Source organism: Pantoea sp. Ap-870 (genome assembly GCF_011752515.1).
GTDB classification, from domain to species: Bacteria; Pseudomonadota; Gammaproteobacteria; order Enterobacterales; family Enterobacteriaceae; genus Pantoea; species Pantoea dispersa.
In genome coordinates this window covers 1-24,072 of sequence record NZ_VWXG01000005.1, presented here as the reverse complement: position 1 = coordinate 24,072, position 24,072 = coordinate 1, and the positions used below count along the sequence as shown (strand labels likewise).

General features: G+C 42.9%; 18 protein-coding genes. 4 read left to right on the top strand and 14 right to left on the bottom strand.

What is annotated here, in order from left to right:
- Positions 1-12 precede the first annotated feature (12 nt).
- The 4 genes from F3J41_RS13470 to F3J41_RS13455 all read left to right on the top strand — a co-directional run bounded on the left by F3J41_RS13470 (position 13) and on the right by F3J41_RS13455 (position 4,930).
- A complete protein-coding gene (locus F3J41_RS13470; protein ID WP_166711523.1) occupies positions 13-1,128 on the top strand; it encodes a succinylglutamate desuccinylase/aspartoacylase family protein in 1,116 nt (371 codons plus the stop codon).
- Between the two features lie 72 nt (positions 1,129-1,200).
- Positions 1,201-2,628, top strand: coding sequence for a UbiA family prenyltransferase (locus F3J41_RS13465; RefSeq protein ID WP_166711521.1), 1,428 nt, complete (start codon positions 1,201-1,203; stop codon positions 2,626-2,628).
- Positions 2,625-2,963, top strand: a complete 339-nt coding sequence (locus tag F3J41_RS13460) for a hypothetical protein (protein ID WP_166711519.1) — start codon at positions 2,625-2,627, stop codon at positions 2,961-2,963. Before F3J41_RS13465 ends, F3J41_RS13460 begins: the two co-directional genes overlap by 4 nt.
- 119 nt (positions 2,964-3,082) lie before the next feature.
- Entirely contained in the window at positions 3,083-4,930 is a 1,848-nt protein-coding gene (locus F3J41_RS13455; RefSeq protein ID WP_166711517.1) for a hypothetical protein, read from the top strand.
- 71 nt (positions 4,931-5,001) lie between these two features.
- On the opposite strand, the gene gndA is transcribed toward F3J41_RS13455, so the two are convergent.
- The 14 genes from gndA to F3J41_RS23305 form a co-directional block, all read right to left on the bottom strand.
- Positions 5,002-6,411, bottom strand: a complete 1,410-nt coding sequence (gene gndA, locus F3J41_RS13450; protein WP_166711515.1) for an NADP-dependent phosphogluconate dehydrogenase — start codon at positions 6,409-6,411, stop codon at positions 5,002-5,004.
- A gap of 133 nt (positions 6,412-6,544) precedes the next feature.
- Complete coding sequence (locus F3J41_RS13445; protein ID WP_072208597.1) at positions 6,545-7,660, bottom strand: glycosyltransferase family 4 protein; 1,116 nt, start codon at positions 7,658-7,660, stop codon at positions 6,545-6,547.
- On the bottom strand, positions 7,657-8,823 hold the full coding sequence (locus F3J41_RS13440) for a glycosyltransferase family 1 protein (protein WP_166711513.1): 1,167 nt from the start codon (positions 8,821-8,823) through the stop codon (positions 7,657-7,659). Before F3J41_RS13440 ends, F3J41_RS13445 begins: the two co-directional genes overlap by 4 nt.
- Positions 8,799-9,701: a GDP-mannose 4,6-dehydratase gene (locus F3J41_RS13435; protein WP_058776323.1), complete on the bottom strand. Its 903-nt coding sequence runs from the start codon at positions 9,699-9,701 to the stop codon at positions 8,799-8,801. The genes F3J41_RS13440 and F3J41_RS13435 overlap by 25 nt, the downstream gene beginning before the upstream one ends.
- Before the next feature lies 1 nt (position 9,702).
- On the bottom strand, positions 9,703-10,737 hold the full coding sequence (gene gmd, locus F3J41_RS13430; protein WP_058776324.1) for a GDP-mannose 4,6-dehydratase: 1,035 nt from the start codon (positions 10,735-10,737) through the stop codon (positions 9,703-9,705).
- 14 nt (positions 10,738-10,751) lie between these two features.
- A complete protein-coding gene (locus F3J41_RS13425) occupies positions 10,752-14,480 on the bottom strand; it encodes a glycosyltransferase (protein WP_166711511.1) in 3,729 nt (1,242 codons plus the stop codon).
- Positions 14,480-16,231: a hypothetical protein gene (locus F3J41_RS13420; protein ID WP_058787691.1), complete on the bottom strand. Its 1,752-nt coding sequence runs from the start codon at positions 16,229-16,231 to the stop codon at positions 14,480-14,482. Before F3J41_RS13420 ends, F3J41_RS13425 begins: the two co-directional genes overlap by 1 nt.
- Positions 16,232-16,286: 55 nt before the next feature.
- The gene (locus F3J41_RS13415) at positions 16,287-17,573 is read right to left on the bottom strand and encodes an ABC transporter ATP-binding protein (RefSeq protein WP_058775754.1); all 1,287 of its coding nucleotides are present in this window, start codon (positions 17,571-17,573) and stop codon (positions 16,287-16,289) included.
- Positions 17,573-18,367, bottom strand: a complete 795-nt coding sequence (locus F3J41_RS13410) for an ABC transporter permease (protein ID WP_058775755.1) — start codon at positions 18,365-18,367, stop codon at positions 17,573-17,575. Before F3J41_RS13410 ends, F3J41_RS13415 begins: the two co-directional genes overlap by 1 nt.
- On the bottom strand, positions 18,364-19,746 hold the full coding sequence (cpsG, locus tag F3J41_RS13405) for a phosphomannomutase CpsG (RefSeq protein ID WP_058775756.1): 1,383 nt from the start codon (positions 19,744-19,746) through the stop codon (positions 18,364-18,366). Before cpsG ends, F3J41_RS13410 begins: the two co-directional genes overlap by 4 nt.
- Positions 19,747-19,760: 14 nt before the next feature.
- Positions 19,761-21,176 (bottom strand): mannose-1-phosphate guanylyltransferase/mannose-6-phosphate isomerase, encoded by a 1,416-nt coding sequence (locus F3J41_RS13400; protein WP_058757298.1) that lies wholly within the window; start codon positions 21,174-21,176, stop codon positions 19,761-19,763.
- Positions 21,177-21,695: 519 nt separating this feature from the next.
- Positions 21,696-22,709 carry a UDP-glucose 4-epimerase GalE gene (galE, locus tag F3J41_RS13395; protein WP_166711509.1) on the bottom strand — a complete coding sequence of 338 codons (1,014 nt, stop codon included), beginning with the start codon at positions 22,707-22,709 and terminating at the stop codon, positions 21,696-21,698.
- A gap of 45 nt (positions 22,710-22,754) precedes the next feature.
- A complete protein-coding gene (gene galF, locus F3J41_RS13390) occupies positions 22,755-23,651 on the bottom strand; it encodes a UTP--glucose-1-phosphate uridylyltransferase GalF (protein WP_021509335.1) in 897 nt (298 codons plus the stop codon).
- 238 nt (positions 23,652-23,889) lie between these two features.
- Positions 23,890-24,072 (bottom strand): hypothetical protein (locus tag F3J41_RS23305; protein ID WP_211075234.1); only part of this gene is annotated, 183 nt, incomplete at its 5' end.

Genomic DNA, 24,072 nt, shown 5'->3' with positions numbered 1-24,072 from the left:
ATCGACAGCGTTATGCAACAACAACATCATCCTTTGTTAAGCGCGACGCTGGGCACCCAGCGGGAAATTGTCAGCTTCCACTTCGGCACCGACTCACAGCAGCGGGTGTATATTCAGGCGGCGCTGCACGGCGATGAACTGCCGGGCATGGCGGTGGCGTGGTATCTCAAGCAGAAGCTGCTGGCGCTGGAGTCGGCGGGCAAGCTAAAAGCCAAAGTCACTTTGGTGCCGGTCGCGAATCCGCTCGCGCTGGGTCAGCACTGGCACGGCACTCACCTCGGACGTTTTCATACTCTTTCTGGTCAGGATTTTAACCGTCGCTTCCCGGCGCTGGGCGATACGCTGGCGGCTGAACTGGCGGGATCGCTGACACAGAGTGAATATGAAAACAAACGACTGATTCGCGACGCCATCGATCGTCACTACCGCGACCGCATTGCCAAAAGCGAACTGGAGGCCCAGCGCTTCACCCTGATGCGCATGGCCAGCCAGGCAGACCTGATGATTGATCTGCACTGCGACTGGGATGCCTTGCCGCATCTTTACACCACACCGCACGCCTGGCCGGAGATTGAGCCGCTGGCGCGCTGGCTTGGCAGTGAAGTGCAGCTACTGGCGCAGATCTCCGGCGGTGAGCCTTTTGATGAAGCCTGCTGCGAACCCTGGCTGACGCTGGCTGAGCGTTTTGGCAAAGACTACCCCATGCCGCGCGGCCTGCTGCCGGTGACGCTGGAACTGCGCGGCGTAGCCGATGTATCGCCGGAACAGGCGGAGAAAGATGCGGATGCGATTATCAACGCGCTGATTGAAGGGGGATATATTGCCGGAGAAACCGGAGACTCCCCTGCCCTGATCCATGCGCCAACTCAACTGGCGGGCTGTGAGTACATCCACGCGCCACACTCCGGACTGCTGCTGAACCGCAGAAAATTAGGCGAGTGGATTAAAGCGGGCGAAGTGGTGGCGGAGGTTGTCGACCCGATCAATGACTACGTGACACCGCTGGTGGCTGAGTTTGGCGGCGTGCTGTATGCAAGGAACCTGACCAAGTTTGTCACGGCTGGAATGCTGGTGGTGAGGCTGGCGGGGGAGAATGCGGGACGTAAGGGGGAGTTGCTGGTGGTGTAAACAAGTAAGATTGAGAAGAAACTTATAAAAATGTTACTATATCCTTACACAACCTAGCTAAAAAATGTATTCATGGAAAATAGAGATTGCCCACTTTGTGTGGATTTAGATGGGACATTGGTGCGCACCGATACTCTCGTAGAATCTGCCTTGTTATTAGTTAAAAAGAATCCTTTTAACATTCTCTTTTTGTTTTTGTGGCTACTCAAGGGTAAAGCTCAACTAAAACACAAGATTGCTGAGAAGGTTGAGTTGAATGCGTCTTTGTTGCCATATAATGAAGAAGTATTAAGTCTTATCGAAGAAGAAAAAAAGAAAGGACGGGAAATATGGCTCTGCACCGCGGCTAATAAGAAAATTGCCACTGCGGTAGCCGACCATGTGGGCTTATTTGATCAAGTTCTATCGAGCGACAATTCAGTTAACCTCTCATCAGGTAAAAAAGCACAGAAGCTGGCCACGGAAATTGGCGAGAAAAAATTTGATTATATCGGTAATTCAAATGATGATTTGAAAGTGTGGGATAAAGCCAGAAATGCGCTCATTGTAGATTTACCTGGTAAGTTTGTTAAAAAAGTCAGCGCTCCCGTTGTGGTTAAGATTGACTCACCTAAAGCCACTCCAAAAGTCTGGTTAAAGCAGCTGCGGATACATCAATGGGCAAAAAACATGCTCATTTTTGTTCCATTTATTGCTGCGCATCAGTTTACAGACTTTATAAGCCTGAATAAAAGCATCCTGGCTTTTTTTGCTTTTTCACTTTGCGCATCAAGCGTTTACATCCTGAATGATTTACTTGATCTTGAAGCAGACAGAAAACATGTAAAGAAAAAATTTCGTCCACTGGCCTCAGGTAAAATCTCGCTCATTAGTGGAGCGATAATGACGGTTGTATTACTTTTGGCCTCGGCACTGTTATGCTTATTTTTACCTGTAGAATTTACAGGCACATTAGCCATTTATTATATATTGACCTTACTGTATTCCTTCTGGCTAAAAAGGAAAATGGTATTTGACGTCGCTACACTTTCACTTCTTTATTCGATCAGAATTCTTGCGGGCGGCGCAGCAACAAACATTATATTATCGAACTGGTTAATCAGCTTTTCGATGTTTATTTTCTTTAGCCTTGCCATCATAAAAAGGGTTGTAGAATTAAGATGTGCCAAAGAAGATAACGTTAAACTTGCTGGTCGTGGTTATACACCGATGGACTTACCTATTCTGGTCGCAGCAGGCGTATCTTCAGGCTATATTTCGATTCTTGTTTTTACTTTATATATTGAAAGCGTAAGGTTGATTGCAGATAAAGAAAACTATGAATTCCTCTATTTTATTTCACCATTGCTCTTCATATGGCTAACACGCATATGGCTGCTAACCTGGCGTGATGAAATGCATGACGATCCCGTAGCTTTCGCATTGAAAGACAATGCCAGCAGGATGATTGGTGCATTGATTCTTGTCATTTTTGTGATTTCATCAGGAATTCTACAATGAGTTTTTTAAGCCTTTTACTTTTATTCTTAAGCTCTACTTTCAGCGCTCTGGCAAGTGTAGCAATAAAGTATTCACATCAATTGTTTCAGAGAGGACTATTTGAGAATCCAATAATCAATAAGTTACCTGCAATAGTACTCTATGGCTGCGGGTTCGTTTTATATTCGTTTGCATTGAAATATGCATCTGTGTCTAAAGCATATCCCATAATGGTGGCATTCGCTGTGTTACAGTTGATGGCACTGGGAGCCTACTTTGGTGAAGATATCAATGCAAAAATTTTCGCAGGCGCTTTTTTTATCCTGCTAGGCATATTTATCATAAACTATAAGTGATAATCAAAATGTACAATAAAATTTCCTGGTGCGTTTTTATATTAATCTTACCAGTACTCTTTGTTTTTATTAAAGATAAAAACTATCCGATAACTGGGGATGGCAAAGAATACATTCTGATGTCTCAATCTCTGTTGAACCATGGTTCACCAGACCTCAGGCCCGATGATGCAATCAGAGTACTTGAGCAGTTTAAAAAGAGACAGCCACAATTCAGAGATGGTTATCTGGAGTGTGCGACTTCAAAGGAATGTCTGGCTGAGACTAATAATGTTATTAATTATAACTATTTTAAATCCATTAATAACAAATATTATTCATGGCATTTTTTTGCATATTCACTGCTCAATGCGCCAGTCTATTATTTTTATCAAAGCTTAAATGCATCGCCAACAGCGTCGTTTGCATTTTTAAATGCAGCTTTACTTTTACTCGCTATAGTATTGATCATTACCAAACTGCATGAATCTGTCAGTTATAAAGCAATAATACTGTTCCTGACGATTACACCAACAACTTTAAGTTATGTGCGATGGAATCATCCGGAATCCATAACGTTTAGCGCATTGATCATCTCTTTAATCCTGCTCAAGAACAAAAATTATTTTTCCTCCTCATTTGTTATGGTTATTTGCTCCATGCAAAACCCACCATTGGCATTTGCAGCATTGATTGTCTTCTTATTATCAGCATATGAAAATATTGGGGTAAATAAAAGAATATTTGTTAAGATTAAAGAAATGGACCGAGAATTAGTTAAGCATGTCTGCTTCGGTGCTATCATTTCAATTTTAATTTTACTGCCTACGCTATTTTATTATTACAATTTTAAAGAAAGCAATCTAATCGTCAGTCACGGCTTTTCTGATGCTGGATTAATCTCAGGGTATCGTTTGTATGATTTTTACTTCGACCTGAACCAGGGGATGCTCCTGCTTATACCTGCTCCCATGATTCTGTTAATAACAGGATTAGTAATTAATTGCTTCAGATCAAACACGCTAAAAAAAGACTTCCTGGTCTTTTTATTGATAATTTTAAGCATCGTTACAGCAATACCTTGCCTCACCACAATCAACTGGAATCCTGGTGGCGAAGATGTATTACGCTATGTTTACTGGAATTCAGTATTCATTATCTTCGCTTTCGCAGAAGTTTGTAAAAATCTGAAGCCACGAGTTCTTAAAATGGCAGTGCTGGTACTCTTTGTATTGTCGCACTTAACAATTTTAGCTCTGACTATAAAATTGGATTGGTTCGCACGGGATGCGGTTCAATTGTCAAAGCCAGCTTTATACACGCTGAAGAATTATCCGGCACTTTACAACCCAACAGCAGAAATTATTGTTGAAAGGACCTTAAATTTTGAGGCCGGCTCAGCGCAATTTTTTAAAGGTGACCGCTCGCTCGTGGTATTGAATCGAGGATACGCTGTTAAAGCAATAGGAAGAGAAGCGACGTCAGTTAATAACTGCGATCATAGTAGCTTGAGCCATCAGGGCGACATTTATTATGTTAATTTTGGGAAAAAATGTAAGCTACTGAATGACAACATCAGTGGAATAATAACTTATCCATTTATTGCTGCTGGCATAGAAAATCCAATCACCTATAACACGCCTGGTTTAAACTATTCAATGGGCTGGAGCGTTGTTGAAAATGGTTTCCGCTGGAGTGATGGAAAAACATCTTACATCACCTTTGATTATAATAAAGATAATACCAATAAAATTAAAATCTATGGTTTCAAATATAATAATGATGCGAAGTTAAAACTATTTCTCAATGGAAATAAAATCTATGATGGTGCTTTAACTCTCTCTGACGGTAGCATTACCGTGGAGCCTAGCCAGAACTTGCTCAATGGCAATAACGTTCTTCGATTTGAATGGGATCACCCAGCCGATCCAAGTAATGGTGATTTTAGGCGTATAACATTCGCTCTACAAAAAGTTGAGTTTCAATAGTTAATAAAAAACCCCTCATGTGAATGATCACATGAGGGGTTAACAAAAGAACAGGTTATAGCTTCAAATAATTAAGCAAGCCACTCGGTATGGAATACACCGTCTTTATCAATACGCTTATAAGTATGCGCACCAAAGTAGTCGCGCTGCGCCTGAATCAGGTTGGCAGGCAGTACTTCTGAGCGATAGCTATCGTAGTATGCAATTGCCGCTGAGAAGGTTGGCGTTGGAATACCGTTCTGGATGGCATAAGAGACAACATCACGCAGCGCCTGCTGATATTCATCAGCGATATTTTTGAAGTAGGGATCCAGCAACAGGTTTGCGATGTTAGCATCGGTCGCATAAGCATCAGTAATTTTCTGCAGGAACTGTGCACGGATGATGCAACCAGCACGGAAGATCTTCGCGATTTCACCGTAATGCAGATCCCAGTTGTTCTCTTCTGAAGCCGCACGCAGCTGAGAGAAGCCCTGAGCATAAGAAACGATCTTACCCAGATACAGTGCACGGCGCACTTTCTCAATGAACTCAGCTTTGTCACCAGTGAAGGCTTGCGCCTGAGGGCCGCTCAGCACTTTAGAAGCTGCAACACGCTGTGACTTGAGTGAAGAGAGGTAACGTGCGAACACAGACTCAGTGATCAGAGAAAGTGGCTCGCCAAGATCCAGGGAGCTCTGGCTGGTCCATTTACCGGTACCTTTGTTGGCTGCCTCATCCAGAATCACATCAACCAGGTATTTACCGTCTTCATCTTTCTTGGTGAAGATATCTTTGGTGATGTCGATCAGGTAGCTGCTCAGTTCACCGTTGTTCCAGTCAGTGAAGGTTTTAGCCAGCTCTTCATTGTTCAGACCTAGTGCGCCTTTAAGTAAAGCGTATGCTTCTGCAATCAGTTGCATATCGCCATACTCGATACCGTTGTGCACCATCTTCACATAGTGACCAGCACCGTCCGGACCGATGTAAGTAACGCAGGCTTCACCGTCTTCTGCACGCGCAGCAATTTTATCCAGAATTGGCGCTACCAGTTCATACGCTTCTTTCTGACCGCCAGGCATGATCGATGGGCCTTTCAGTGCGCCCTCTTCGCCGCCGGAGACACCGGTACCGATGAAGTTGAAGCCCTGATCAGACAGTTCTTTATTACGACGGATAGTGTCTTTATAGAAGGTGTTACCACCATCAATCAGAATGTCGCCCTTATCAAGGTGTGGCGTCAGTGAAGCGATGGTTTTGTCTGTCGCTTCACCTGCCTGTACCATCAGAAGGATGCGGCGGGGTTTTTCTAACGACTCAACAAACTCTTCCACGGAGTAATAAGGAGCAAGTTTTTTGCCCTGATTTTCAGCGATAACTTCATCAGTCTTTTCACGTGAACGGTTAAAGATTGAGACTGTGTAACCGCGGCTTTCGATGTTAAGAGCAAGGTTGCGCCCCATCACTGCCATACCTACAACGCCGATCTGTTGCTTGGACATTACATACTCCTGTCTGTGGTCTCGCTAGGTGTTACCAGTAACACCATTCAGTAAGTGACCAATATGTTAACTCATGAGAGGTGATAAGAGGTAATTATTGATGCTTTTTAAGAAATGCAGCGAGTGATGAAATTTACTTATTTAACAGAGACATATACAAACCTGCATAACTTTCAATCATCTTGTCTGCTGTAAAAAGTTTTTCGAATCGTTGTTGAGCAGCCTGGCCAAAGGTACGAGCCTTCTCTGGGTTGAACCAGATCTCATCCATAGCTTTGCGTAAAGCCCTGGGGTCTGAAGGCGGGACAACCAGACCGGTAAGACCGTCAATGTTGATGAAAGTAGTACCGGTTCCAATTTCGCTTGAAATCAGTGGTTTTGAGTACAAAGCCCCTTCAAGCAAAGAAATACCAAAAGCTTCTGAACGAAGATGTGAAGGAAAAACTAAGCAAGTGCAAAGCTGTAATAACGCAGATTTATCGTCATCCTGTAATGCACCAAGGAAATGAATATTGTCGATACCCAATGACTGGGCTTGCGCTTTCAGTTCAGATTCAATGGGTCCCGCACCAACAATGACAACAGGATAATCACTACCAGCGACAGCATCGATGAGTATGTGAAGCCCTTTATAGTAACGAAAGGTCCCAATGAAAAGAAAAAAGCCGTTAGGGAATCGCTGGGACCACTTTTCTAATACCTGGGGATCATTGTTTTGATAAAAACTTTCATTCAGACCGTAGGGAATAACCTTAACTTTATCTTTAAATTTTTGCAGAATCGGGCTACTTTCGACATAATTTGGTGATGCAGCGACAATGCAATCTACACTGGAAAGGAACCTATTCATCAATGGTGTATAAAGTTTTAGCAGGGCCTTTTGTTTAACAATATCGGAATGATAGCTTACAATCGATGGCTTTTTTGTAAAATTCGAGAAATGCAGGACATCCATAAACGGATAGGGAAAATGATAATGAATAATATCTGCCTGTGTTGCTAGCTTTTTAAACTCAGTAATAGCAGCAAATGAAATTGGCGTAGATGCATACTCTAATAATGTTTTAACACGATGAATAGTATGATGATCCAACATTGAAATAGCATCATCAAAATCAGGACTATGCGTAAAAACCGTTGATTGGATATTTTCTTTCACCCCGCCTTCAGCGAGCTGATAAATAACTTGCTCAATACCACCAAAAGTATCCGGGTAATATGTTTTATAGCAGTGAAGGACTTTTATCATATTAATTTAGAAACCTGATCATACGCTTCTATCGTTTTATCGGCACAAAATGACCATGAAAAATTTTGGGCCTGACTAAGACCAACCTGGATCATTTTCTGTTTCAACTCCTCATCATTAATCATCAATTTTAGATAATGCGTGAGCAATTCTATGTCTTCCGGTTCATGCATTAACGCGGCATCTCCAACGACTTCAGGTAATGACGTTGCATTTGAACAAATAACGGGAGTGCCAGATGACATAGCCTCCAAAACTGGTAATCCAAACCCTTCATAAATCGAAGGGAAGAGGAAACTGTTAGCAGCGCTAAAGAGCATGGGTAAATCGCTACCTGGTACAAAGCCTAAATATTTCAACCAGCCTTCCCGCTCACCTTTATCAAAAAGACGAAAGAGCTCTTCATTTTCCCAGCCTTTATATCCGCTAATAACGAGCGGGAAATTGTTCTTCTCTTGTAATGACAAGCGATCGTATGCACGTAGAAGCGTTAAAATATTTTTTCTGGGTTCGATTGTACCAGTATAAAGAAAGAAGCGACGCCATTTTAAACGATACTTATCCAATACTGCGTGAACATCCTCTTGAGTGCGCGAATGAAATTGGTGATTACACGCCAATGGTGCAACTGAAATTTTCTTTTCATCCAAAGAAAAAAATTCCATCAACTCATTTTTGGTATAATACGAATCCGTAATCAATACCGAAGCACACTTTACAGTGTTACGCAACTCTTTCTGCATGAGATGTACTCTCCCAGCAGGATGGAACTGTGGCCAATGAAATACTGACAGATCGTGAAAAGTCGCAACGCAATTTTTAACACGCGGAGGGAGATAATAATTAGGACTATGGTAAATGTATTCTTTGAATTTCTTAAGTGCCCGGGACTTTAAATGAGGAAAAACAAGGCGATAAACTTCACTAACTATTTTGCTTTTTTGTAACTCTCGCTTAAGCGACTGAACGGATTGCGAAGATTCACTTGCAACCGCCAATGAATCTCTTATTCTTGTTCCATGCAAAAAAGTAAGTGAAAGTTTATCTTCCCGTTGCTGAAGTTGTTTCGCCAGTTCAAAAGCATAACGCCCGATACCCGTTAAAGGATATTTTATGCAATCAGTCGAGAAAACAACCTCTAGCTTTTTGTTTCCAGCATCCATTTCAGAGTTTCCCTAAGTGGTACTTTTTGCATTTCATGGCCAATCAGACGATTGAGCAACGAAATATCACCGCACAACTCTTTGATTTCATTTGGTCTAACAAAACCAGGGTTCACCTCAATAGTTATGGAGTGGCCGGTAATGTCTTCACAAAGGCTAATAACATCTCTAAGTGAGTGCATCTCTCCAGTAGCAACATTGACCACTTCCCCAAAAGCTCTACACTTCAGTAATTCAGCATAGCATTTAACTAAATCTCGTACATCAGAGAAGTCACGCCATACATCTATATTACCAAGTTCAATAACGCTTTTGCGTTCGCGGAAATGTTTTACAATTTTAGGAATTAAAAAATTCTCAGCTTGCCCTACTCCCGTATAGTTAAAAGGACGGGTAATAATTAATGGCAACTTATCTTTAAACAGGTTAGCCATGTATTCCATAGCAAGTTTGCTAACGGCATAATCATTGGCAGGATTCGGAAGCGTTGATTCATCAAGCTTACCAGCAATATTATTTCCATAAACGTTTGCACTACTTGCCACTAATACGGCTTCAGGCTTTTTCTTTGTTTCTGTTAACGCAGATAGCAAGTTGCGCGTGCCGGAAAGGTTGACATCATAGAATGCGTTCGGATTTGAGTGACCAACAAAAGCAATTGCTGCCAGATGAACGACTACATCGGGACTTATACAATCTACTGCCTTTTTAACTTGAATATTATCTGTGAGATCTACTTGAAAATAGTTATCGATATTATCCGAGCAAGCTGAACCCAGGCCATAAACATCATATCCAGCAGCGGAAAGTTCCGCTGCCATATAATGGCCAGTAAAGCCCTTGATCCCGGTGATCAATGCTTTTTTGCCATTAGTCATATCAGAAAGAGAATCCTTGTTCGTTACGGCGAAGGTCTTCTTTAACCATCATGGCACATAACTCTTCAAGAGTAGTTTTAGGTTCCCATCCAAGAATATCCTTAGCACGCTGAGGATTACCGATTAGTAATTCAACTTCGGCTGGACGGTAGAATTTCGGATTCACTTTTACAACAACTTTATTTGTTGCCACGTCAATTGCCACTTCCTGTTCGTCTTTACCTTCGAAACGTAATTCAATACCAGCAGCTTTAAATGCCATGGATACGAAGTCACGTACAGTTTCTGTTCGGTTGGTAGCAAGTACAAAGGTATCCGGTTCATCTGCCTGAAGCATCAACCACATTCCTTCTACATACTCTTTAGCAAAGCCCCAGTCGCGTTTCGCATCAAGGTTGCCCAGTTCAAGTACATCAAGCTTACCAAGTTTGATTTTTGCCACTGAATCAGTGATTTTGCGAGTAACAAATTCCTGACCACGCAGCGGGGATTCATGGTTAAACAAAATTCCGCTTGAAGCAAAAATGTTATAGCTTTCACGGTAGTTAATCGTCATCCAGTGCGCATACAACTTAGCCACGCCATATGGGCTGCGCGGATAAAATGGTGTATCTTCTTTCTGTGGAATCGCCTGAACCTTGCCAAACATTTCAGAAGTTGAAGCTTGGTAAAAACGAATTTTGGGATTAACAATACGTATTGCTTCTAATAAATTAACTGGGCCAATCCCAGTAATTTCCGCTGTAGTCAATGGTTGGTCAAATGAGACGCCTACGAAGCTTTGTGCTGCAAGGTTGTAAACTTCAATTGCCTGACTTTCCTGCAGTAAACGAATGCTAGAGGATAGATCTGTCAAATCATATTCAACAAGTGTGAGTTGTGGATGGTTTTTAATACCTAACTCTTCAATGCGCCAAAAGTTAACAGAACTTGTACGACGGTATGTGCCATAAACTCTATAGCCTTTATTCAATAAAAGTTCTGCCAGGTATGCTCCATCCTGACCAGTAATACCTGTGATAACCGCACTTTTCATTTATAGATAACCTTTTAATCAAAGAGTTTTTTAACAAGATTTTCTGCGCTTTGCGCCCAAGTTAACCAGCTTATGTTAGCTGAATCAGGATGGGCATTTTTTTTAAAGAGTTCGATCCACTCTTCAACGGCATGAGACAATGCTTCTGGCCGATTGGATTTGAAATAATAAGCGCCTTCACCAGCCACCTCACGAAGCACCGGAATATCACGCGCTATCAAAGGCTTATTATGCTGTGAGGCCTCAATTAACGGTAGTCCAAATCCTTCATCCTCAGATGGATAGAGCAAACAATCTGCGTTTGCGTAAAGTTCGCTCAAGAGTTCATCGCTGGCATTATCGAACCAGAAAAGTTTTTTTCCCAGGAGCGGATGATTTTTAATCGTATGTACAATTTCCGGGATGGTACGCCTCGCATTATCAGGCAACCCCTTCCATCCTTCTTTACCTACAATGACCAGACTAGACTCATTACCAGACGCCCAAAGCCGATCAAAAGCAGCAATAGCCTGTAAATGCCCTTTACGCGGCTCAACTGTTCCCACCATCAAAAAGGAAAGATTCTGTTTAATTGCACTGACCTTGTCAAGGTCATGTGAGTTAGTCCCAGCTGAAGGAATAGTGGACAAAATATCTGCACCATGATGTGAATATCCCATCTGCAATCGTGGGTTACTTAGATTATTATTATTGATATATTTATTTACTTCATTAACTACCGCGTCAGTTACACAAATAATTTTATCAGAGTATTCAATCACAATGTTGAGCCACGTTGAAAAATTTTCATTAGCCCCCGGTGGGAAGAAATCTTTTTTCGTAACAGGCAGAATATCATGAATCATGAACGTAATATTGACACTCTTCTTTAACAAATGTTCATAAAATCCGTTTTTCTTTACATCTATAACTAAATCACAAGCCAGTTCAGATGAAAAATAAATATCATCCTCATGTAAATCCACACACCTGTCGCCTTCGACATAAGAGGCTATTCCAGGATAAAGTTTCTGCATAAAACCATTAGCTTCACGCAAGATATATCCGTCCAACTCTTTGCTTAAATATACAGGTACGACACTGAAATGATTATTGGAAAGCTTTATCATTTCAATTAGTAAAGCCCGCGTCACACGCTCTATACCTGTCCATAAATCAGAATCTTTTATAAGAGAGACGTCAAAGAATATTTTTCTGGTTGATTTTAGTCGTGGGAAGTTATTAGCTATTAAGTTAGCATAGCGTTTAACTTCATCATTATTAATCTCAAGCTTCTTGATAACATCGTTAACAGTAACATTTATTTTATTATAAGCTGCTTCAATGTGATTAAAACAGGATTCGGCACACACTTCCGGACTATGTTCCGATGCAACATATAGATGTGCATCTTTGCCTAAAGCACTTCTATATTCTTTATCATTGCATAGTTTATCAATTGACTCTATTAAATCACTGATCAAAAAATCATCATCAAGCTTAATAACTTTATCGTCAGGAAGTTCAGCCATTGAACCATTTGCATTGACAATAGTCGCAAGACCGTAATTCATACAATCTAATACTGCAGCGGAGGTTTCTCCACGTGACAGACAGCGCAGCTGAACACCAATATCTGCCGCTGCCAGGTATTGACGATAAAGCGCATCAGATGCCCAACCTGTAACTTCTATTACATCTTCAAGTTGATGAGTTTTAATCAAAGACTCAATTGTGATTTTATAATCACCACCAAGTTCGCCAACAAAAACCATCTTGATTTTATCTTTTGATTTTTTAGGTAAGGCACCCAATGCTTCAATAAGCATATGGTTAAGCTTAGAGCTATCAAGCATACCAAAAGAGCAAATAAGTATGGTGTTGTCTGAAATATTTAATTCATTTCGAACTTGATTCTTATCTAATGGATGAGGAGTTGCACGCAGTAGAGGAATACGCTCCCAGTCCAGCACTCGGCTATTATAATACCATTGTTTAGCCAGTTTCCTTGAATAATCAGAATGTACTATTATTGCTATAGCATTACTCAGCACATTAAAATTAGATGGATAATGATACATTATTCTATCATCATCACAGACTTCTGCTCTATGGATAATTGACTTATATCCATGGGAAGATAGTAATTGGTCGCTCCAATGGCGTTCATTTCCAGCAAGTGTTTCTTTATAGCGAAAATAGTTACTTAGATAAAAATCATGCAAACAAACAATACCGGGATAAATCTCAAGTATTTCATGCATATAATCATGAAACACAGAATTACCCATTTGATAAATAATGCGCTCATAGCATTCTGCAGCATTCAAAAATTCATTTACCTTAATGACAGAGTATAATGAATTCTCGTTAATGTCTGATTGATTCTCATCGATTACTACATCAATATCATAGAATTTAGATAATGCAGGAAGTAACTCTTCACTATAGAGAGAAATTCCCGATCGGGCCGGGCTTAGAGGCGTAAAAAATGCTAATTTTTTTCTGGGCGTATCCGCATTAATAGGCGAACATTCTGGCCTCTTACGAACAACTTCTTCTATAGCAGCAAGTGCAACTTCCGCAGAATTCTTCCACGAAAAGATCTGAGCTCTTGCTAAACCCTTTTCCTTCAAAGTTCTGTAAAGAGCCTGATTTGTTAAAACGTGAGTGATTTTTTCTCTAATATCAGCCACACTATAAGGATCAAATAATGCCTCTTCTATGCCTATAACCTCTGGTAAACTTGTATTGTCAGCGCCAATGACGACAGCTCCACAAGCTAAAGCTTCCAAAGCCGGTAAGCCGAACCCCTCATGCCAGCTAGGAAAAACAAAAAGGCTACACATGTTGTAAAGTCGAACAAGTTCTTCATCAGAAACATAGCCGGTCATGACCATAGACATATGTTCTAATTTATATTTGCGTGCATAATGATTTAGGTTATCAATATCAAACTGTGATAACTTTCCAGCTAAAACGAAATCGTAAGTTTCACGCAATGTACCAGGAAGTTCACTTAGGGCCTTAATTAATGCCGGAAGATTTTTTCTTTCATCTGCCCCACCTGAATACATAATAAAAGGTTTCGTTATTTTGAATTTTACCTTTAATTGATTAACTTCTTCGTCATTTAGTGATACAACTCTGAAAATGTCGTCACATGCAGTAGAAACATTAATGATATCATTAGCTTTATCTTTAAAATATTCCTGCCCCTCTTTCATGGAAAAGTCAGAAATGGCCAATAATTTTTTGCATGCCTGTAGGTAAGAAATTTTCTCGAGGTAAAACTTTTTATAGTTAGGATTAGGATCCAGATATTGCTCAGGATTATGTAGTGGTATCAGATCGTAAAGCGTTGTAACAACCGGAGTTTCTTTATCGAATTCATTGACACTTAAGACACTGTTATCCTGATAACCTTCGAACATAGCTGGAACATAAATAACATCGGGTTTTAAGCTTTTGAAAAATGCTTCACGAACTATTTTAGCATTTTTATTGTTGTGATGATTTACTGGCTGCTCAAATGCACAATCTCCTGGTGGATACCAGAACTTGATAGCGCGCCGGCCAACGATCGGAGCGAACTCATCAAGTATTTCCTTTACTGGGAATGCGCCATTACCTATTAGTATAACTTCATATTTCTTAATAAAAGAAAGACTGATCAGAGACTTAATTATTGCGCGAGTATAGCGGCCAATACCTCTGAAACGGCTTTCCGACTGTAATCCTTGAATATCAATTGCAATGCGCATTAATCATTTCCTCGTAGATTTTTGAGCATTTTGATTTTTTTTGTATTTGTTATCGTATCTCTGGATTGATCACTTTGGTTCGATACATCAACAATTGACTGAGTAACTGGACTCGTATTTATCAAATAAATTGATTTCAATTTCCCATACAATCCAGTTTTTTTAGCAATATAAATAACTATTTTTCTAGACTGATAGTTAGAAAGTACTTTTCGTGCCAAAGACATAACAAGAGAAATAACTCTTCGCTTTAAGGGAAGTGATGATTCCTTTTTGAATCTTATACTATTTAATAACCTCAATGGTTGTGTCAGTCGCCAGGATTTGCTTGCATAAACATTTTGCAGTGTGTTTTGATGATGTAACAATTCATTAGATAACGATTTAACCTTATCATGCAGATTATTTACATCATCTTTATATTTCGCTAACTCCGCCTCTAACTTTTTAATTTTAATAAATTCTTTATTTTTATATTGAGTTAACTCCTTCTTTAAAGCATCAACTTTAACCGTTAGATTTTTCTCATTTTCAACAAATTGTAAATTCAAATTTCTAAAAAGAATTTTCTCTAGCTCGACAGGTATTTTATAGAAATCAATATTTTCTCTGTTCCAGCCATGCTTTTGATTGAGATAATGGAATAAATGTTTTTCAGCAATACTGTTTTCATCTGGCATAGTAATACGCCAGTCGTAGTATTCTATATTAAAAAGAAAATCAAAAGGCGTCAGGTAATTAAGAAGGGCAAATCGAAGCGCGCTCATATAATTCTTACTCTCATAATTAATATATGAAAATGGAGAATCACCCAATACCTTTCCTGGCTTTCCCCATAATAACGCTTCAAAACCAACACTCGAATTTATTGTAAGCACTTCTTTGCAGAGAGCAATAAATTCCTGTGGAGATAATTTTTCAGCTCCACTTTCAATGTCTTTGTAATCAACGCGGCCGTAAGGATGTTTACGAACCAGGACACTGTTGGATTTACTCTTCGCGTAATCAATAAGTTCAGAATTATCAAAACCATTACTGTAAGCAATTATATTAGAATCATCTTCAACTTGCAGAGGCAATCCAATATCAAATTCATCGAACTTACGGATCGGCTTAACGTCTTTCAAAAACAAACTTAGCAACGCCAAGCGTCCGAAATGAGCGAAATTTTCGCCTTTTCCTTCATATCTTTCAAAACGATTTGCTGCTTCAGTATTACCATTAACGCCGCTGAAGTCAAAATAGCAGGTAGGCAAATAAGTCGGTTCTCTTAGTGGCCCAAGTTCATTGTGGATTACTGGGATTTGATGGGCACTCGCAACTTTTTTAACAGAAGGACAATTCGACCATAAGATTATTGCCTTGATATCTTTTTCTTTTTTAATACGCGCTATTTCAGCGTCAAACTTGTCTACTAATGGCTCATATTCTTTAGTTAGAATATGCTCCCAAACTAAATTCTTTGATTGCAACTTATCTTCTAACTTTGCAAATACTTCACTGCTCCAGATGATTTTATCTAAATTTCTCAGTTCTTCGTTATCTGGCAAAGAAGAGTTGTAACCAGCAAGCCAGTCCTCTGGAATATGGGAGGGTACATCCTTAAAGAGCTGCTCATGCCCAATATGTATTGCATCATTACCAGGAAATCTTTTAACGCTCAGATAAAAAGCAGTCAGGAATGTCTCATATGAATATTTGACATCATAGGGAAGCCAAAAGAACAGGTACTTGGATTTCTTACTCGCCATCACTAACTTTCACCTCGTATGATCAAAACCCAGCAACATAATTTTCGTTTCTTGATTATTTTTTTATCACTTTCATTTCTGCTGGAATATGAAGCATGCCACCAAAGTTTTCCTTCAGAAGCTCAACTGGGGTATTAACAGTAAAAACTTTAACACAAAATATTCTATCGTAAAAATCTGATGAATATGGCTCGGGTTTAATACCAATATCGACTCGGTATTCTCCCATGAAAAACGGTATAACAAAATCCCAACTAATAATCACATGCTCGCCTTCTTTAAGGCTGTCAAGTCGTGTATCATAGTAGTTAGAATTCATACTGAGAACTGGAAATCCATTTTTGTCCCCAATCAGCATACCTACACAGGCCCCGACAGGAACATCTCTATTGCAGCGTATGACAGCTTGCACAGTCACTTTGTCTTTTGCGTAAAGAGTGGCAACTTCTTTCCCCTCGTTATTTAACATTTTGAAATCGAGGAATTCCAGATCGAGATTTCCTGCATTTTCCTGAAGAGAATTTTGGCGAAGTGTAGGATTGACCGAAATATCAGGATCAAGATTATGATTTACTATTAATCCTGTTTTCTCTTGCTCTTTAATTGAAATTTTATTTTCAACAAGTGAGTTTTGATAGAGATCACAAACTTTTGCCGCTGCTCCAAATGCTTTTAGTTCACCATCTGCGATATAAACCGCGCGTGAACAAAATTGTCTAACCTGGAAAAGCGCATGACTCACAAACAAGATGGTGACGTTATCTTCTAACATCTTGTTCATTCGCTGCATACATTTGGCCTGAAATGCTAAATCGCCTACGCTTAAAGCTTCGTCGACAATTAATATGTCCGCTTTAACCGCTGTTGCGACTGAAAATGCTACTCGTGCTTGCATTCCGCTAGAATAGGTTCGTACAGGAGAATCAAAATACTCGCCAATACCTGCAAAGCTTTCGACATCCCGAATGACTTCGTCCATGTCTTCTTCAGTAATACCCAAAAGCTGACCAGCAATAATCGCGTTTTGTCTCCCTGTAAAATCAGGATGAAAACCCATACCAAGCTCAAGTAATGCAGCAATGCGGCCCTGGAATTTAACCTGTCCTGAGGTCGCAGCCGTTGTACCCGTGATAATTTTTAATAGCGTACTTTTCCCGGCACCATTGACACCGATAATACCTACAGCCTCACCTTTTTTAATCTCAAATGAAATATCATTCAACACTCGCTTTTCATGATAACGTTTTTTTTTGCCTGGCAAGATCCATTCTAATAACCTATCAATCTTTCTCGGATATTGCTTATAGCTTTTGGATACATTTTCAACTTTGATGCTATACATTATAATTCATCCACCATATCTGCCGCATGTTTACGGAAGAGATAAAGACCTAGCCCACAAAAAATAACAGCAATCCCTATTGTCCATTTCATGGCAAAAAAATCTGGTATTGAGTTGTGCACAAAGATCTCATGATAGCCATTGATGACAGATGTCATTGGATTATAACTTAACCATCCCTGAGCCCAGACAGGGAGCGTTGTATAGACATAAACTACGGGCGTAAACCAAAACCAGAATTGCAACAGTACTGTGACAAACTGTCCGACATCACGGAAGAAAACATTTAAAACTCCGAGCGTAATCCCCAGACCACTGGCTAGCAAAATCTGAACAATTAGCACAGGAATAACATAGAAAAAATTCCAGCCCGGGAAATTTCCTGTTAAGGAGAGAAAAAACAAGAATAAGAAAAAAATGATTAAGAAATTCAGAATACAGGATAATATAATTATCACTGGTAAACAGATTCGCGGAAAAGTAACTTTCTTGATTAGATTCGCATTTTCAATGAATACAACTTGCATTCTTGAAAGTATTTCAGCAAAAAGCCCCCAGGTAAGAATACCTGAGCATAAATAAATGCTATACGCAAAAGGCCCTGTTGACTGAGGTAACCTCGCCTGCATCAGTTGTGAAAAAATCACCGTGTATACAGTAATCATCGCCAGGGGTTGTAACACCAACCACGCTGCGCCGAGTATGCTCATCTGGTAGCGGGACTGAAAGTCTCTTTTCACACTACTCCATATAAAACCACGATATTTGAATATCGCTAAGAGTATATCTTTCACTTCTTAACTCCATTGAGCAAGGCCAGAATATCTGATGTTTTTTCATTCACTAGCGTCAAGTCATTTTTTGCTTCGACATTTAACCTGACTAATGGCTCGGTATTCGAAGTTCTTATATTGAAACGCCAATCTGAGAAATCAACGCTTATGCCATCAGTCGTATCTAATATGCACTCTGTGGTAGCATAGCGGTCTTTGATGATTTGAATTTTTTTAAGTGCATCAACAACCCTGGAATTAATTTCTCCACTGCAAGGAAACGCTTTCATACGTTCCGAAACCAGTTCAGACAGCGTCATTCCTTTCACCGCCAGCAACTCTGCTACCAGCAGCCACGGAATCATTCCGCTATCGCAATAGGCAAAATCACGGAAGTAATGGTGTGCGCTCATTTCGCCGCCGTACACCGCATCTTCTTCACGCATGCGCTCTTTAATAAACGCGTGACCTGTTTTAGACATAACAGGTATGCCACCCGCTTTAGTGACGACGTCGATGGTGTTCCAGGTCAAACGGGGATCGTGAATGATCTTCGCGCCAGGCTCTTTCTTGAGGAACGCTTCGGCCAGCAGGCCAACAATGTAATACCCTTCGATGAACTCTGCGTTCTCATCAAACAGGAAGCAGCGATCAAAGTCGCCATCAAATGCGATGCCCATGTCGGCTTTGTTCGCGTTCACCGCGTCAGAGGTATCTTTCCGGCACTCTGGCAGTAAGGGATTGGGAATACCGTTCGGGAAATGACCATTCGCTTCATGATGAACTTTAACGAAGGTGACCGGTGCATTCGCCAGCTGGAAGCGCTTTTCGATCTCATCGATAACATGGCCGGCTGCGCCATTACCCGAGTTGATGACCAGCGTCATGGGTTTGGTGAAATTTGCCAGATCAATGTAGCCCATCAGGTGATCGACATAGGCATCCAATACCGAGATCTGTTTGTAGCTGCCGCGCTTCGCTGCATCCACCGGCGCAAAATCGTTAGCTTCAGCCAGACGCTGAACATCACGTAAGCCTGTATCGCCACTGATCGGACGGGAACCTTCACGCACCAGCTTCATGCCGTTATAGTTCATCGGATTATGGCTTGCCGTCACTTCGATGCCACCATCAATGCCTAAATGGAAGGTGGCGAAATAAATCTCTTCCGTGCCGCTTAAGCCGATATCAAGTACATTGGTACCCGCATCCATTAAACCATTGGCCAGGGCCATTTTCAGGCTTTCGCTGGTCAGCCGCACATCGCCGCCCACGACAATCGTGTTCGGCTTTAAAAATTCGCCATAAGCGCGACCAATACGATATGCAATTTCTTCATTTAATTCCGCGCCAAGCTCACCGCGAATGTCATAAGCTTTAAAACAGGTCAATGCTGCCATGATCTCGTCTGTCCTTACTTACTTGCAAATTGTTCTTTAATCAGAATTAAATCGTCATCGCCCAGATAGGAGCCTGACTGAATTTCCAGCAGCTCTAACGGAATCTTGCCTGGATTTTCTAACGTGTGCTGATGGCCAATAGGAATAAAGGTCGATTGGTTTTCCGTCAGCAATAAGGTTTTATCCTGAATAGTCACTTTGGCAGTGCCGGATAAGATCACCCAGTGTTCAGTTCGGTGATAATGCATCTGTAATTCGAAACGTTCACCCGGTTTAACGGTGATACGATTTACATTAAAACGGCCGGTATTGACCACCAGATCGCAGCGTCCCCATGGCCAGTAAGTTTCACGATGACGACGATATTCCGTACGGCATTCGCTCTTCAGGAACTCCACCACGCGTTTGACGTCCTGAACCTGATCTTTGCGCGCCACCAGCACGGCATCTTTGGTGTTAACAATCACCAGATTTTCCACGCCGATAGCTGCCACTAACTGATCTTCGCTGTTGATGTAGCAATTTTTAGTGTTGTGCAGGAAGGTATCGCCTTTCAGCGAGTTACCGGCTGCATCTTTTTCATTCACTTCCCACAGCGCGGACCAGGATCCGACATCGCTCCAGCCCGCATCCAGCGGCACCACGACGGCTGCGTCCGTTTGCTCCATCACGGCATAATCAACGGACTCATCCGGGCAGGCAATGAAATCGTCTTTATCAATGCTGATGAAGTCGTTACCTTCTGCCACGTTCGCCATCGCACGGCGGCAGGCATCCAGAATATCAGGACGGAACTTTTCCAGTTCCTGCAGATAACGTTTGGCGCGGAACATAAACATCCCGCTGTTCCAGTAATATTCACCGGAAGCCAGATAATCCTGAGCCGTTTTCAGATTCGGCTTTTCAACAAAACGCTGCACGCTAAACGGCGCATGTTCATCACCCGCCAGCTGCTCACCGCGATGAATATAGCCGTAACCGGTTTCAGGTCCGGTGGGCACGATGCCGAAGGTGACCAGATGACCCTGCTTGGCATATTTCGTTGCGGTGGTGATGGCCTGGTGGAATGCCGCGCGGTTCTCAATGACATGGTCGGCAGCTAACACTAACAGCACCGGATCATCGCCTTGCTCAATCGCGTTAATCGCTGCCAGAGCAATCGCTGGCGCCGTGTTGCGACCAACCGGCTCAAGGATGATGTTATGGGAAAGTTTGTTGATCTGACGAAGCTGTTCAGCGACGAGGAAACGGTGCTCTTCGTTGCAGATGACCAGTGGAGCTCGCGCTTCAACACCGGTCAGGCGGTTGACAGTCTCCTGCAGCATCGAGTGCTGTCCGTGCAAGCTGATGAACTGTTTCGGATACAATTCACGTGAAAGGGGCCACAAACGACTGCCGGTTCCTCCGGCCATGATTACGGGAAGTAACATTCCACAACCTCTAATGTGTCTTTTAGACTGCTCTATCATTTCCAGCGGGACAATTTTTCAGCAAAACAAAAAATAGCCACGCTACCGCCCTTGGCTTGCAGCAACCAATATGCTGTGTAACAAGTCAATCCTGTGCTTTCCGTCTCGGCTAATTATGGTCAATATTGCAGCATCAACCGCTTTGTCTGAGACCATCGCAAATAATACATTTTGTGCTGCCGAATTAACATGGTTATTGTCCGATGCCAGCGCGACGAATCTTAATTTTCTTTCACCGGTGCGTTTATCGCCAAGCTACTGAGTCTGAAAGAATATAGTCGCCGATTCGCAGAATGAAAGGCTGCAGCGAGGTTTCACTAAATCAATATGATGTGTTACCACCGCCAGGTATTGCTTCATCACGGATTAGGATAATTCTGCATTCGGAAATGGAAAGCCTGGATAAAAAAACAACAAGATAATTAATTTGTACATAAAAAAACCCGGCACAGGCCGGGTTTTTACGCTTTGCGAGTTCAATCACTCAAACCCATTCGGGTTCTTCGACTGCCAGTTCCAGGTATCGCGCATCATCGCATCGATACCGCGCGTGACGCGCCAGCCGAGCTCTTTGTTGGCCAGGCTGGCATCCGCCCAGAACGCTGGCAGATCGCCGTCGCGGCGCGGTTTGAACTCGAACGGAATCTGTTTACCGGACGCCTGCTCAAACGCCTTGATCATCTCCAGCACCGAGAAGCCTTTGCCGCCGCCGAGGTTGTAAGCTTTGTAACCTTCAACTTTTGGCAGGTGATCCAGCGCTTTCAGGTGCCCTTCCGCCAGGTCGACGACGTGAATGTAGTCGCGCTGGCAGGTGCCATCTGGCGTCGCGTAGTCATCGCCAAACACGCCCAGCTTGTCGAGACGCCCAATCGCCACCTGCGCAATGTACGGCAGCAGGTTGTTCGGAATACCGGTTGGGTCTTCGCCAATCTCACCGGATTCGTGCGCGCCGACCGGGTTGAAGTAGCGCAGCGCGATGGCTTTGAAGTTCGGCTCGGCTTTGGCGAAGTCGCGCATCACGAACTCAATCATCAGCTTGGAGGTGCCGTACGGACTGGTGGTGCCACCAATCGGCGTCGTTTCGACGTACGGAACCGGTGCGTCAGCGCCATATACGGTGGCGGATGAGCTGAAGATAAAGTTCCACACGCCAGCGGCGCGCATCTCTTCCAGCAGCACCACGGTCCCGGCGACATTGTTCTCGTAATATTCCAGCGGCATGCGCGTGGATTCGCCGACCGCTTTCAGCGCGGCGAAGTGGATGACGGCCGAGATGTCATTGCTGGCAAACAGATCGCGCAGGCAGGCGCGGTCGCGGATGTCGCCTTCAACGAAGACCGCTTTCTTACCGGCCAGCTTCTCAACGCGATTGATTGCTTCGCGCGAGGCATTGCAAAGGTTATCCAGGACTACAACGTCGTCGCCGCGCTCTAACAGCGCCAGCACCGTATGGGAGCCGATGTACCCTGCTCCGCCCGTTACCAAAATAGCCATGTGTACTCCTTTAAAACCGCGCAACCTGCGCGGCGGGGAAAGAGATTATTTTGCCAGAATTTTTTGGATTGCTTCGCGGAAATCGCGGCCCTGGGTGTTGTTGCGCAGACCGTAAGAGACGAAGGCCTGCATATAGCCGAGTTTACGGCCGCAGTCGAAGCTGGTGCCGGTCAGCAGCTGGGCATCAACCGGTTTTTTCTGGCTCAGGGAAGCGATGGCATCGGTCAGCTGGATACGGCCCCAGGCGCCTGGCTCCGTGCGCTCCAGTTCACCCCAGATATCCGCAGAAAGCACGTAACGGCCCACGGCGGTCAGGTCTGAGTTCAGCTCGGACGGATGCTCGGGTTTTTCCACAAAGTTAGTGATGGTGCTGATATCGCCCGGATTATCCAGCGGCTGCTCGGTGGTCAGCACGCCATACTCAGACAGGTCTTCGCCCGGCATGTGTTTCGCCAGAACCTGGCTGCGGCCGGTCTCTTCAAAGCGTGCCACCATCGCGGCAAGGTTGTAACGCAGGTGGTCAGCGGTGGAGTCATCCAGCAGCACGTCTGGCAGTACCACCACAAATGGGTTGTCGCCAATCATCGGACGGGCACACAGTACCGAGTGGCCAAGACCCAGCGGGTTCGCCTGACGCACGTTCATGATAGTCACGCCCGGCGGGCAGATTGACTGCACTTCGCTCAGCAATTGGCGTTTCACGCGCGCTTCAAGCAGCGCTTCCAGCTCGTAGGTGGTATCGAAGTGGTTTTCCACTGCATTTTTGGAAGCATGGGTGACCAGCACAATCTCCTTGATGCCCGCCGCCACGCACTCGTCGACAATGTACTGAATCATTGGTTTATCGACGATAGGCAGCATCTCTTTCGGAATGGCTTTAGTCGCAGGGAGCATATGCATACCGAGACCCGCAACCGGGATTACTGCTTTAAGCTTGGTCATATTTATTCCATTTCATGAAGTGAATACGTGGGGTCGATTATGCAGGATCGGCCGGTTGAGCAAGTATAATCTTTATCTGAAAAACCGGCACTAACTCTCTGTCAACACATAAAAAATCGTCAAAAAGTCCATCTGCCACCCGGTAATCAGGCGGGAAAAAAAAGCGGCTAAATGGCTGAAAAACAGTGGAAGGCAGAGTGATGAGCGATGACCGGTGAGGCCAGTGATTGTTGAGCGTTCAGACCGGCGTTGCGGAAACATCATTGGGGCGAAGATGGAAGCGTATTTTTGAAAGGTCGCCATGAATGGCGCCCCTTATATCCCGATCATTCTCCTCCGGGTATGATGATCCCCGACTGATCATCGGGAAGTTGCTGGTGAGATGGGGGCGCCCCCTGGGCATAAAGCCTGCTTCGTAGAT

Bases quoted from the DNA above. Each gene is read 5' to 3' on its own strand.
- F3J41_RS13470 (WP_166711523.1), top strand. From the start codon at position 13: ATGCAACAACAACATCATCCTTTGTTAAGCGCGACGCTGGGCACCCAG.
- F3J41_RS13465 (WP_166711521.1), top strand. From the start codon at position 1,201: ATGGAAAATAGAGATTGCCCACTTTGTGTGGATTTAGATGGGACATTG.
- F3J41_RS13460 (WP_166711519.1), top strand. From the start codon at position 2,625: ATGAGTTTTTTAAGCCTTTTACTTTTATTCTTAAGCTCTACTTTCAGC.
- F3J41_RS13455 (WP_166711517.1), top strand. From the start codon at position 3,083: ATGTCTCAATCTCTGTTGAACCATGGTTCACCAGACCTCAGGCCCGAT.
- gndA (WP_166711515.1), bottom strand. From the start codon at position 6,411: ATGTCCAAGCAACAGATCGGCGTTGTAGGTATGGCAGTGATGGGGCGC.
- F3J41_RS13445 (WP_072208597.1), bottom strand. From the start codon at position 7,660: ATGATAAAAGTCCTTCACTGCTATAAAACATATTACCCGGATACTTTT.
- F3J41_RS13440 (WP_166711513.1), bottom strand. From the start codon at position 8,823: ATGGATGCTGGAAACAAAAAGCTAGAGGTTGTTTTCTCGACTGATTGC.
- F3J41_RS13435 (WP_058776323.1), bottom strand. From the start codon at position 9,701: ATGACTAATGGCAAAAAAGCATTGATCACCGGGATCAAGGGCTTTACT.
- gmd (WP_058776324.1), bottom strand. From the start codon at position 10,737: ATGAAAAGTGCGGTTATCACAGGTATTACTGGTCAGGATGGAGCATAC.
- F3J41_RS13425 (WP_166711511.1), bottom strand. From the start codon at position 14,480: ATGCGCATTGCAATTGATATTCAAGGATTACAGTCGGAAAGCCGTTTC.
- F3J41_RS13420 (WP_058787691.1), bottom strand. From the start codon at position 16,231: ATGGCGAGTAAGAAATCCAAGTACCTGTTCTTTTGGCTTCCCTATGAT.
- F3J41_RS13415 (WP_058775754.1), bottom strand. From the start codon at position 17,573: ATGTATAGCATCAAAGTTGAAAATGTATCCAAAAGCTATAAGCAATAT.
- cpsG (WP_058775756.1), bottom strand. From the start codon at position 19,746: ATGGCAGCATTGACCTGTTTTAAAGCTTATGACATTCGCGGTGAGCTT.
- F3J41_RS13400 (WP_058757298.1), bottom strand. From the start codon at position 21,176: ATGTTACTTCCCGTAATCATGGCCGGAGGAACCGGCAGTCGTTTGTGG.
- galE (WP_166711509.1), bottom strand. From the start codon at position 22,709: ATGGCTATTTTGGTAACGGGCGGAGCAGGGTACATCGGCTCCCATACG.
- galF (WP_021509335.1), bottom strand. From the start codon at position 23,651: ATGACCAAGCTTAAAGCAGTAATCCCGGTTGCGGGTCTCGGTATGCAT.